Consider the following 12,106-nt stretch of genomic DNA (forward strand, 5'->3'; position numbering starts at 1 on the left):
ATGAACGCAAAAGATGTATTGAAAGAATTACACGAAAAATATGATTTATAAGACTAGAATTTCTTCTGAAGCTGCCCAAGATATTGAACAAGCTCTTTCTTATTATTCAAACTTTTCTACATCTGCGGCAAAATCTTAAGTTTTGGAAACTTTGGAAATAATCCTTTCTATCAAGTGAACTATAGAAATTTGCGTTCAAAACCTTTTAGATCTTTTCCTTATTTGTTTTTTTTTGAAACTAATGAAGAAGAAAAAACTTTTTTATTTATGCAGTTTTTAATGCGCATAGAAATCCTACAAAATATCCAAAATAAAAAATGAGCTGAAAAGTTTTACTTTCAGCTCATTTTTTTAATATTATTTTCTAATATATCAGTATTAATTACTATTCTTTTACACCAATATAAATCTCAATTTCTGCATCAGCAGGATTTTGAGCTTTTTCGGTGTACAATTCGTAATCATATTTATACGTGCGATTTAGATTTGCATCATCATTCCAAATTTCTGTCCAAGTTTTCCCAACTGCTTCGTGCAATTCTCCTTTGGCAATATATTTTTTGAATGTTTGTGGCTCAAATTCACGACCAACCATACCTTCTGGAATTTCATCTAATGAAGAAACTTCTAAACCAATAATTGTCATATACTTTCCTGTAAAATCACTTTCGTAATCTGTGTAAACAGAATAAATATTAGAACTAATTGTATTTGGAATTTTAGTCATTATATTCTCACCAAAAAATTGATGCCACAGTTTTCCTAAATCTTCAATCGCTTGACTATCGTTATTAGACGTTTGAGTTGCTATTCCTATAATTTTTAATGTATTCATTTTATTTTTTTAAAATCCTAAAATCATTTTCGCAATTGAAAAATAAATCAACAAACCAAAAATATCATTACTTGTTGTGATAAATGGACCTGTAGCAATCGCAGGATCAACACCATATTTATGCAACATAATTGGAATAAATGTCCCAATCAAACTTGCTAAAATCATCACAATAACTAAAGCTAATACAATGGTTGAGGAAATTTCGTAACTCGTACTCATTAAAAAATGCGTCGCCAATAAAAGTACAAAAGCTAATAATGTACTGTTTAATAAAGCCAATAACATTTCTTTTCCTAATCTTTTCCAAATAGAACCCGAAATATTACTATTCGCCAAACCTTGCACAATAATCGCGGAAGATTGCACACCTACATTTCCTGCCATGGCAGCAACAAGCGGCGTAAAAAAGAATAATTGCGGATACAAATTCATCGCATCGCTAAAACTTTGCGACACATTAACTGCAACAAAACTACCTACCAAAGCCAATAAAAGCCAGGGCAAACGAGCGCGAGTTAATTTTAAGATATTATCATCAGAATCGACATTTTGAGTAATCCCGGCTGCTAATTGATAATTTTCTTCAGCTTCTTCACGAATCACATCAATCACATCATCCACCGTAATTACACCAACCAAACGCATTAATTCATCTACAACAGGTACTTCGTACAAATCATATTTTTCGATTACTTTCGCAACCTCCATATCTTTTGTATAGGTCTTTACATATTGGATCTTTTCATTGTAAACATCTGCCACTTTTGTATTCGCAGAAGTCGTCAACAAACGCTTCAAACTCAATGTTCCAAGTAATTTTTCATCTTCATCAACAACATAAATTGAAAAAACCTCTTCTAAATCCTCAGCTTGTTTTCGCATTTGTTTTACTGCTGTGATTACCGACCAATCTTTGTTGACTTTTATCAACTCTTTTCCCATCAAACCTCCAGCCGTATCTTCGTCATAACGTAAAAGATCTACAATTTCACGGGCATGTTCTTGGTCTTCTAATTGCGCAATTACCTCATCTTTCTTTTCATCAGAAAGCTCATTAATGACGTCAACAGCATCATCGGTATCCATCTCATTGATGACATCTTCAGCAATTTCTTTTGCAGTAAGCGTTTTCAGGAATTTGCGTCGATCATCTTCCTCTAATTCAAGAAGGATATCTGCAGAAATTTCATTATCGAGTAAATCAATTACAAAAGACTGTTCTTTGGTCGAAAGCTCATCAAACAATTCAGCAATATCAGCGGGGTGCAAATCTTGCAACATCTCCTTAACCGCTTTAGCATTTTGCTGATTAATACTTTCATTTAAATGTTCAATAAAATCTTTTGTAATTTTTACCTCCATAATCTATTTCATTCTTTTCGTTAACTCAATAAAATCTTCGACAGATAATTGTTCTGCGCGCATGTTCAAAAACTCGTGATCGTTTAAATCTTCAGGAATCCCCAAAGCTTTCAACGAATTACGAAGCGTTTTTCTTCTTTGTCCAAAACCAGCTTTTACCACTTGAAAAAATCGTTTCTGTTCAACTCCTTCAATTTCTGTTCGGTAGCGTTTCATAATAATAACGCCCGATTTCACTTTTGGTGGTGGTGTAAAAACGTGTTCTGGAACGGTGAACAAATACTCGCAATGATAATAAGCTTGCGCTAATACAGAAAGTATACCATAATCTTTTGTACCTTTTTTAGAAGCGATACGTTCGGCTACTTCTTTCTGAAACATTCCACAAATTTCGGGAACAGTATAACGCTCTTCTAAAGCTTTAAAAATAATTTGCGAAGATATATTATACGGAAAATTTCCTAAAATAGCAATTTGTTCATCAAACTTTGATGAAAAGTCCATTTTTAAGAAATCTTCGGAATGAATTTTAAATCCTGGGTAAAATGGTTGATAATATTCTTTTAAATATTCGACTGATTCTGTATCAATCTCCACAACCTCTATATTTTTCTTTGCTTGTAAAATATATTTTGTCAACACGCCCATTCCTGGACCAATTTCTAAGACACGATCATAACCTTCCCAAGTTAACCCTTCGGCGATGTCTCGTGCAATATTTTCATCATTCAAAAAATGCTGACCTAAATGTTTTTTAGCTTTTACTTTCAAAAATTCTAAATTTTAAGTTTTCTTTAACCAACTTACCGTAGAATATATACGGAATATCTTTCTTGCGAAATAAGTTTTTTTTATCTTAGCCCCAAAATTAACCCAAATGTCAAAAACGAACGATAAATTTGAGAAAAAAAGACTGCGATCTTCTAACATCACTGTTGTGATTAGTATTTCGCTTGTTTTATTTCTATTAGGTATTTTCGGCTTAATTGTCATTAATGCACAAAGTTACGCAGAACATCTAAAAAGAGAGTTAAAAATCGAGGCATATTTTAAAGATGTCGAAGATCCAAAATTAAAAGATAAGGAGCTTGATTTACAAAAATCTTATATCGATTCGTTGAAAGTGAAGTATCCTTTTGTTGAAGCTACACAGTATATCAGCAAAGAGGATGCAGCTAAAATTGCGAAAAAAGATTTGGGTACGGATGGTAGCGATTTCTTCGAAGAAAGTATTTTCCCTGCATCAGTTCAAATTACATTGAATCCTGCATTAATACAATCTGTTGAACAAATTGATTCTATTAATAAGGTATTGGCTAAAAATCCGATTGTAGACGAAGTAAAAAGTGACAAAGAAGCGATGGTAACGATTTACCACAGCATCAATAAAATTACATTCTGGATTATGATTTTTGCTGTTATCTTCTTGGTAATCGTTGTTGTATTAATCAACAACTCTATTCGTCTGAAAATATACGCAAAACGTTTCAGCATCAAAACAATGCAATTAGTTGGAGCGCGTAGACGTTTCATTGTAAAACCTTTCTTGATAGAAGCCGCAGTTTTAGGTTTCTTAGCAGCATTTATTGCAGCTGTAGGATTAGGTTTCTTATGGTACATTTTAGCAACAAAAGTTGGTTTAGTACTTTGGAACCCAAGCTTCACTCCACTTATTATTATTTTAATTGGAATTGGAGTTGTCATTGCCGTATTTAGTACATTGTTTGCTGCATGGCGTTATTTAAGATTAAAAACTGATCAACTTTATTAATGAAATCAAATTCTATCGATACAACAAAAAAATCAGCATCTACAAATGATGCTGGTTTTACTTTTTTATTCGGAAAAAGAAATTACATTTTCATGGCAATTGGTGTTGCACTAATTGGTCTTGGATTTTTATTAATGACAGGACACGATGCCAACACAAGACCAGATGGAACGTGGGATGCAAATTATTGGAACGACGAAATCTATTCTTTTCGTAGAATTAGATTAGCGCCATTTTTAGTTGTCGTTGGTTTCATCGTCGAGATTTATGCCATTTTAATCAATCCGAATAAAGAAAAATAATGAATACTTTACAAGCAATTATAATTGCTATAATAGAAGGTCTTACCGAATATTTACCAATTTCTTCTACAGCACACATGGGATTCACAGCAGCTTTGATGGGAATGCCAGAAAGCGAATTCTTAAAAATGTTTCAAGTTTCGATACAATTTGGAGCAATTTTATCAATCGTAGTTTTATATTGGAAAAAATTCTTTGACTTCAAAAATTTCAATTTCAATTTTTATATCAAATTAGCTTGTGCGGTTGTTCCTGCACTTATTTTAGGAAAACTATTCGATGATAAAATCGAGGCTGTTTTAGGAAATCAAGTTGCTATTTCTGGAATGTTAGTTTTCGGAGGAATCATTTTATTATTTGTAGATAAATGGTTCAAAAATCCTAAAATTAATGATGAAAAAGACATCACATTAAAACAAGCAATTATCATTGGTTTTTGGCAATGTTTGGCGATGATGCCTGGAACTTCTCGTTCTGCCGCTTCTATTATTGGTGGTATGACACAAGGTTTATCGCGTAAAGCAGCTGCAGAATTTTCATTCTTTTTAGCGGTTCCGACAATGTTAGCGGTTACAGTTTATTCTATTTTTGTTAAAACTTGGGGAGAAGATACTGCAACACCAATGAAAGGTTATGAAATGATTTTACAAGATCAAAACCATATTATATTATTCTTAATTGGAAATGTTGTAGCATTTATTGTAGCATTAATCGCAGTGAAAACATTTATCGCAGTTTTAACAAAATATGGTTTCAAATTTTGGGGGTGGTACAGAATAATCATCGGAATTATTTTATTGATTTATTTCTCATATAATTCTCCAACACAAGCAGAAAAAGATAATGCCGCTTCAGTAGAAACTACAATGATTCAGCACAAATAAGATGAATGTAGAAAAAATACAAGAAGGTCACGTTTTTTTGATTGATAAACCACTTGATTGGACATCTTTTGATGTTGTAAATAAGATTCGTTGGAACATTAGAAAAGCATATAACTTAAAGAAAATAAAAGTTGGACATGCTGGGACTTTAGATCCAAAAGCTACTGGACTTTTATTGGTTTGTACAGGGAAATGGACAAAACGCATTGATGAATTTCAGGCGCAAGAAAAGACTTATACTGGTACAATTAAATTAGGTGTTACAACGCCTACCTATGATTTAGAATCGGAAGAAAATGAAACTTTTCCGACAAATCATATCACAGAAGAAATTATTCGCGAAGCAACAAAACAATTTGTTGGAGAAATTGAACAATTTCCGCCAATGCATTCAGCGGTAAAAGTAGATGGAAAACGTTTATATGAATTAGCTCGCGAAGGTCAAGAAATAGAACGTAAAGCACGTAAAATAACGATTCACGATTTTAAAATTACAAAAATAGATTTACCTTTTGTCGATTTTGAAGTGAATTGTAGCAAAGGAACCTACATTCGTTCTTTGGCTTTTGATTTTGGAAAAGCAGTCAATTCTGGTGGATATTTAACAGCACTTCGTCGTACAAAAATTGGCGAATTTGATGTCATCAATGCTGAAAATTTCGCTTTAGAAAAAAGCTATTTTGAAGAAGAAAATACAACAGAAGAAGTATAAAATCAGAAAAGCTTGAACAAATGTTCAAGCTTTTTTTAGTTATAAAGTGATTAATACTTTATTTATTTCATCGCTCACTAATTTTGGCTTTTGCATCACCATAATATGTGTTCCGCCTTCTATTTGTATTGCATCTTTGATATATTCAATCGGAAAAACAATATCTTTTGTACCATGAATATGTGTAATATTTTCTTCATGATAAGCTGTAGAATGTTCCCAGTTTACAATCTTATGAATCGACCAACTTAAATATTCTTTGTTTCGAAACTCAAAAATATCGTCAATATTATCTTTTTCTCGATCAGTATAATATAATTTTCGCATCATCATGTACGAAAATGTCCGATCCGAAGTTAAGAAACTCATCGGAATTATTTTATGTGCATTAATAGAAGCCGAGAATCGAAATAACTTCGGAAGCTCTGCCCTATTCTTCACTGTCGAAATCAGAAATGTATGTTTTGGATTAATAAAACGATTCATTTCCTGCACAATTATTCCACCAAAAGATAATCCCATCAAAAGAAAATCTTCTGTGGGATTTATTTTATCTAATAATCTTTCGGTATAATGAGCCAAAGTTTCATCTTTCTCTGGATCTAACCAAGGAATATAAACTTGCTCAAAATCTTGTTCCAAGCGTAGATTTCGAAAAGCATTTGCGTTTGCGCCTAATCCACTTACTTGATAAATTTTCATACCTTAATTTATAATATATCTTTTTTCTTTGAGTAATCTGTTGGACGAATTCCAATTACTTTTTGGAATGTATTACTAAATGTTGGTAAACTATTGTAACCAACCATTGTCGAAATTTCACTGATTGAATACGTATTATCAATTAACAATTGTAAAGCGCGTAACATTCTTAAAATAGTGAAATATTGAACAAATGTCATATTCAAATCTTTTTGGAATAATCGTGATAATGATCGTTCAGAGAAACCGAATTCGGCTGTAATTTTCTTCATTGTAATCGAAGAATCCATATTATCATCTAAGAATTGAACGATTTTTTTCAGACGTTCGTCGTGTGGTAATGGAAGAGCTAATCGTAAACTACTTTTGCTTACTTTAGGTAATATTTCTTTAAAAGCTTGTGCAATTACATATTCGCTTCTGTTTTCTGGAACAATATCTCCTTTCCATTGGTTAGAAAATAATAAAAGCTCTAACAACAATCCATCAGCAGGATAGATTCCTACTTTTTTATAAAACGAATTATCACTTTCATTAATAGGGAAATATAAATTTCTCATAATCACCTCTGGTGTATTTGGGTGTATACTATGTTCCACATGAGGCGGTATCCACATATAGTGTCTTGCAGGTAAATAAAAAGTATCTTTTCCTATTTTTACATAAACTATTCCTCCCTCACAATAAAGAAATTGCGCTTTGTTATGTTTATGTTCTACCACGTATGCTTCCGAAATTTCCTTATGGTAACAGAAAATTGAGGTTGGTAATTTGTCAATTTCGGTTAGGTAATATCGTGTTTCGAACTTATTATCCAAATGTATATTCATAGTTTCTTTAATCTGCGAACTAATATAATAATTTATTTGATATGATGTATAATGTACACAAATAAAAATGTCCGAAATAGATAATTATTTGACTATTTTTAATATTAACTTTTTATTAATTAATCCAATATTTGTAATTCCCTTCGTTCAGAAGGGAACAATTATTGAATAGTATTAGAAAGAAAAAGTTGCATTATGTTGGAAAGAATAAAATTAACTAACTTACAGTCAAAAGTAATGACAGCAGAGGAGTCTGCCAAATTTTTTGAAGATGGAATGACTGTTGGTTCTAGTGGTTTTACAAGAGGAGGCGATACAAAAGTTGTATTAAAAGCTGTTGCGGAGCGTGCCAAATCTGAAAATTTAAAAATCACTTTAGTAACAGGAGCTTCATTAGGACATGGTACAGACGCAGCTTTAGTAGAAAGTGGAGCATTAAAAAAACGTTTACCATTCCAAGTAGACACTGTAATGCGTAAAAATATAAATGCAGGTAATGTTTTATTTATCGATCAGCATTTAGGAGAAACTGCTGAACATATTTTAGATGGACAATTTAAAATTAATTTAGGTGTTTTAGAAGTTGCTGAAATTTTAGAAGATGGTTCTTTAGTACCTACAACTTCTATCGGTAATAATGCTGAAATTGCTGCAAATGCAGACAAATTAATCATTGAGATTAACACGTCTATCCCTACAAATATAAAAGGTATTCACGATATTTATAGTGTAGAAGAATATGGAAAACGTACACCAATTAACATCACTGCTTGTGATACAAAAATTGGAACAGAAACAATAAAAGTAGATCCTTCTAAAATTGTTGGAATTGTTTTTCACGACATTCAAGATGCTCCAGGAGACATTCAACCAGCTGATGAAGCGACTGCTGCAATTGCTCAAAACATTGTGAAATTCTTCGAAAATGAAGTTGAAGAAGGTAGTCTTACAAAATCATTAATGCCATTACAATGTGGTATTGGTAAAGTTGCAAACGCTGTTTTAGGTGGTTTAGAACATTCTGATTTTGAAGATTTAGTAATGTACTCAGAAGTTTTACAAGATTCTACATTTGACTTAATTGATTCTGGAAAAATGAAGTTTGCTTCGGCATCTTCTATGACAGTTTCTCAAGAATGTTATGACCGTGTTATAGGAAACATCGACAATTATAAAGATAAAATTGTTTTACGTCCTCAATCTATTTCTAACTCAGCCGAAGTTATTCGTCGTTTAGGAATTATTGGAATCAATACATCTTTAGAGTGTGATATTTATGGTAACGTAAACTCAACTCATGTTTCTGGTACACACATGATGAATGGTATTGGAGGTTCTGGAGATTTTGCTCGTAATGCATTTATCTCAATCTTTGTTACTGCTTCTATCGCAAAAGGTGGAAATATTTCTTCTATCGTTCCGATGGTTTCTCATCACGATCACACAGAACATGATGTAGATATTATTGTTACAGAGCAAGGTTTAGCCGATTTAAGAGGTTTAGCACCACGCGAAAGAGCAATCGAAATTATCAACAACTGTGTTCATCCAGATTATAAAGGTGAATTATTATCTTATTTCGAAAGAGCTTGTGCAGAAAGAGGTGGTCAAACGCCACATATCTTAGAAGAAGCGTTCTCTTGGCATACAAGATTGAAACAAACAGGTTCTATGAAAAAAGAAGAATTATTAGTTTTGAATCATTAGAATAATAAATAATAAGACTATACTTTTTCAAAAAGCATAATTCAGAAATTCTGAATTATGCTTTTTTTGTGAAATAATGTAACTTTGTTAGAAGTCTAAGAAACATGAAAAAAATACTTTTAGTAACACTACCATTGACAACTTTTTTTGCGTGTCAATCTAATCAAAACGAAAATCAAAATTTAGAACAAATTGATAAAAAATCGGCTCGCGAAGTTGTATTGACAACCGAAACTAAAGGCGACTCTGTTTTACATATTACCAAACAAAAAATTTGGTCAAACGATTTGATGATTGCAGAAAAAGTAGATACTTTGATTACGCACAAACAATATACACCTACCGATTCTACCAAAATTCCTATTTACGTAACCATTCAATAATCTATCATGAATAAAAGAGAAAAAAGAGCAAGTAAAGTCGTGACTTTAGTGTTAATTTCTTCGGTTCTTAGTTCGTGTATGAATCGTGAAGAAGCGCCTGTTACGAACAATGCACAAAAGGTATATATGCGTGCAGATTCTACTGCTCCTTACACAGATGTTACGTCAAATTATGCATCTCATTCTGGTGGTTCGCATCACGGTGGAATGGGAAGTTCGTTGCTTTGGTTTATGGCTTTTCGTAGCTTAACTGGCAGCGGAATGGGCTATGCAAGTCAAGGTTTGCATCAACAGTCTAACGTCGGAACAAACGCAGCAAAAGCGCAAGCGTATAAAAGTCAAACTGTTCGCGGTGGATTCGGAAAATCTGCTTCTTCTCGTTCAGTTTCATCTTAAACAAATTTTATGCAATTAAAAAGAATAAAAGCTGACGAAAACTGGCAAGAAAGGTTAGAAAATATTGGCTTTGGCTATCATACAGACGAAAATAAACAAACCTATTGGGTAGAAGATTATTACTATTCTATTTCGGAAAAAGAAGCGGATAAAATCTTTGAAGCGACAAACGAATTGTGGGAAATGTGCTTGAATGCTGTCGAACATGTGATTCAAAATAATCGTTTGGACGAATTTAAAATTCCAAAATTTATTCAACCTTATTTGATTGATACATGGGAAAATGATGCGCCAAGTATTTATGGACGTTTTGATTTTGCTTACGATAATGATCAATTGAAAATGTTAGAATTCAATGCTGATACACCTACTTCGTTGTTTGAATGTGGTGTTGTACAATGGTTTTGGATGGAAAATTATTTTGGAGAAACAAAAGATCAATTCAATTCTGTTCACGATAAATTAATTGAAACATGGAAAATGTTAAAACCTTATTTGAAAGGTGAAACCTTGCATTTTTCTTGCGTGAGAGAATCGTTAGAAGATTTGACGAATATCGAATATATCAGAGATTGTGCGATACAAGCCGGAATTAATACCAAATTAATTTATGTAGACGAAATCGGTTGGAATAATGTCAATTTTGTTGATTTAGAAGAAGAACCAATTACAGATATTTTCAAACTTTATCCGTGGGAATGGATGATGAACGAGTTGTTTGCATACAACATCAAAAATGATGAAATCAACGCAAATTGGATAGAACCAGCTTGGAAAATGATTCTTTCGAACAAAGCTATTTTACCAATTTTATGGGAATTGTATCCAGATCATCCATTATTATTAGAAGCTTATACAGATTCACCAAAAGAGATGAAGAATTATGTCAAAAAACCATTGTTATCTCGTGAAGGCGCAAATGTAGAAGTTGTAAAAAGTGGAGCTATTTCGGAGCAAACTTCTGGCGAATATGGCGAAGAAGGTTTTATTTATCAAGCTTTGGCTAATTTACATCACGAAGAAACAGGTTATACCATTATCGGAAGTTGGATTATTGGGCAAGAATCGTGTGGAATTACGTTCCGCGAAAGTGACCAATTTATTACAACCGATAAAAGTCGTTTTGTTCCGCATATTATTGAGTAAAATATTTTAAACCAAAAAGTCTAATTCCACTTCGAATTAGACATTTTTTAGTTTAAACAAAATCAAACAATTACCTTAAAAATTGTAAATAGTTTAAAAATTAATAGGTTTCATCATATTTTATTTATAAATTATAAAAAGATTTTATTAAAATGTTTTATCAATTAAAGGTTTAAGAAATAAAACGTTAGATAATTTTTTACGAATCAAAACCAACTAAATACAAACTAAAAAGTAGAAATATGGATTTTTTAGATGATTTGTTTAACTCTTCAACCCTTCCCTCAGAGCGCATTTCGCGTATGCTCGAAGAAGATTTGTTTTGGCAAATTATAGAAAATTCTTTGCTCAATGCCAATAATTTGCAAGATCAAGAAAAGGCTTTGGAACAAGAATTAGAAGATCTAACTGCCGAGGATATTATTGGTTTTCAACTTCGATTAGAGTTCTACTCCTATTCATTACATTCGCCTGAAATATGGTGTGCAGCTTGTATTATGAATGATGATACAGATCCAACACATTTCTATTATTTCAAAAATTGGATTATTTCGCAAGGACAAGAATTGTTTGAAAAGGCAATTTTGAATCCTGATAATTTAGCTGATTATTTTAACGAAGGCTTCAACGAAGATGATTTATATGAGTTTGAAGATTTTCATTTAATCGCTGATAATGTTTTCTATGAAAAATTCGAACACAAAATTATTGACTTTGTAGACAAAGAATGTTTTAAATTTTATACCGAAAAATCTCCAAAACCTGAGTTTGATTGGGATGACGAAAATTTAACCAATTTGCAAATCATTTGTCCAAGATTATTCAAAGTTTTTATCGAAGATTATCCTCCTGACGACGACGAAATGGAAGATGATTTTGATGATGAAGACGAGTTTTTATAATGATAATATTTAATACCCATTTTATTCCTTCAATGGAAGATGGTGCTCTAAGGAAAATTGTCACATTAATTTCAGTAGTTGCCTATTTCTTTTTTATATTAATAGGATATAGCTCTTTCAATTATTTTTTAATTTCTGGACTTATTATAGTTTGTAATCTTCCCCTTGTTA

The 12,106-nt window shown here is 32.0% G+C and carries 14 protein-coding genes; 9 read left to right on the forward strand and 5 right to left on the reverse strand.

Annotation, left to right across the window (positions count from 1 at the left end; translation table 11 throughout):
- Positions 1–385: 385 nt before the first annotated feature.
- The 3 genes from B3M86_RS11550 to rsmA are packed head-to-tail and all read right to left on the reverse strand — an operon-like array spanning position 386 to position 2,971.
- Positions 386–835, reverse strand: coding sequence for a GyrI-like domain-containing protein (locus tag B3M86_RS11550; RefSeq protein WP_180906180.1), 450 nt, complete (start codon positions 833–835; stop codon positions 386–388).
- A gap of 9 nt (positions 836–844) precedes the next feature.
- Positions 845–2,200 (reverse strand): magnesium transporter, encoded by a 1,356-nt coding sequence (mgtE, locus tag B3M86_RS11555; RefSeq protein WP_038332427.1) that lies wholly within the window; start codon positions 2,198–2,200, stop codon positions 845–847.
- Between the two features lie 3 nt (positions 2,201–2,203).
- On the reverse strand, positions 2,204–2,971 hold the full coding sequence (rsmA, locus tag B3M86_RS11560; protein WP_180906179.1) for a 16S rRNA (adenine(1518)-N(6)/adenine(1519)-N(6))-dimethyltransferase RsmA: 768 nt from the start codon (positions 2,969–2,971) through the stop codon (positions 2,204–2,206).
- A 106-nt stretch (positions 2,972–3,077) separates the two neighbouring features.
- Here rsmA and B3M86_RS11565 point away from each other — a divergent pair, with 106 nt between their 5' ends.
- From B3M86_RS11565 to truB, 4 genes are read left to right on the forward strand one after another with little or no spacing between them, the layout of a single operon-like run.
- Positions 3,078–3,971 carry a cell division protein FtsX gene (locus B3M86_RS11565; RefSeq protein WP_221855311.1) on the forward strand — a complete coding sequence of 298 codons (894 nt, stop codon included), beginning with the start codon at positions 3,078–3,080 and terminating at the stop codon, positions 3,969–3,971.
- Positions 3,971–4,273 carry a DUF3098 domain-containing protein gene (locus B3M86_RS11570; RefSeq protein WP_052217597.1) on the forward strand — a complete coding sequence of 101 codons (303 nt, stop codon included), beginning with the start codon at positions 3,971–3,973 and terminating at the stop codon, positions 4,271–4,273. Before B3M86_RS11565 ends, B3M86_RS11570 begins: the two co-directional genes overlap by 1 nt.
- Entirely contained in the window at positions 4,273–5,157 is an 885-nt protein-coding gene (locus B3M86_RS11575) for an undecaprenyl-diphosphate phosphatase (protein ID WP_125349727.1), read from the forward strand. The genes B3M86_RS11570 and B3M86_RS11575 overlap by 1 nt, the downstream gene beginning before the upstream one ends.
- Before the next feature lies 1 nt (position 5,158).
- On the forward strand, positions 5,159–5,869 hold the full coding sequence (gene truB / locus B3M86_RS11580) for a tRNA pseudouridine(55) synthase TruB (RefSeq protein ID WP_125349728.1): 711 nt from the start codon (positions 5,159–5,161) through the stop codon (positions 5,867–5,869).
- 39 nt (positions 5,870–5,908) lie between these two features.
- Here the strand turns inward: truB and B3M86_RS11585 are convergent, their stop codons facing one another.
- Together B3M86_RS11585 and B3M86_RS11590 are read right to left on the reverse strand one after the other, a co-directional pair.
- Positions 5,909–6,571 (reverse strand): alpha/beta fold hydrolase, encoded by a 663-nt coding sequence (locus B3M86_RS11585; protein ID WP_114999497.1) that lies wholly within the window; start codon positions 6,569–6,571, stop codon positions 5,909–5,911.
- Positions 6,572–6,579: 8 nt separating this feature from the next.
- Positions 6,580–7,401, reverse strand: coding sequence for an AraC family transcriptional regulator (locus B3M86_RS11590; RefSeq protein ID WP_291076782.1), 822 nt, complete (start codon positions 7,399–7,401; stop codon positions 6,580–6,582).
- Positions 7,402–7,596: 195 nt separating this feature from the next.
- Here B3M86_RS11590 and B3M86_RS11595 point away from each other — a divergent pair, with 195 nt between their 5' ends.
- From B3M86_RS11595 to B3M86_RS11615, 5 genes are all read left to right on the forward strand, one after another.
- Positions 7,597–9,108 (forward strand): succinate CoA transferase, encoded by a 1,512-nt coding sequence (locus B3M86_RS11595; RefSeq protein ID WP_291076780.1) that lies wholly within the window; start codon positions 7,597–7,599, stop codon positions 9,106–9,108.
- Between the two features lie 104 nt (positions 9,109–9,212).
- Positions 9,213–9,491 carry a hypothetical protein gene (locus B3M86_RS11600; protein WP_280035742.1) on the forward strand — a complete coding sequence of 93 codons (279 nt, stop codon included), beginning with the start codon at positions 9,213–9,215 and terminating at the stop codon, positions 9,489–9,491.
- 6 nt (positions 9,492–9,497) lie between these two features.
- Positions 9,498–9,887, forward strand: a complete 390-nt coding sequence (locus tag B3M86_RS11605) for a hypothetical protein (protein ID WP_219034280.1) — start codon at positions 9,498–9,500, stop codon at positions 9,885–9,887.
- Between the two features lie 9 nt (positions 9,888–9,896).
- Positions 9,897–11,033, forward strand: a complete 1,137-nt coding sequence (locus B3M86_RS11610) for a glutathionylspermidine synthase family protein (RefSeq protein WP_286496109.1) — start codon at positions 9,897–9,899, stop codon at positions 11,031–11,033.
- 242 nt (positions 11,034–11,275) lie between these two features.
- Entirely contained in the window at positions 11,276–11,935 is a 660-nt protein-coding gene (locus B3M86_RS11615) for a DUF4240 domain-containing protein (RefSeq protein WP_286496108.1), read from the forward strand.
- The last annotated feature ends 171 nt before the right edge of the window (positions 11,936–12,106 follow it).

This window comes from Empedobacter sp. UBA6305 (assembly GCF_002440405.1).
Taxonomy (GTDB): domain Bacteria; phylum Bacteroidota; class Bacteroidia; order Flavobacteriales; family Weeksellaceae; genus Empedobacter; species Empedobacter falsenii_B.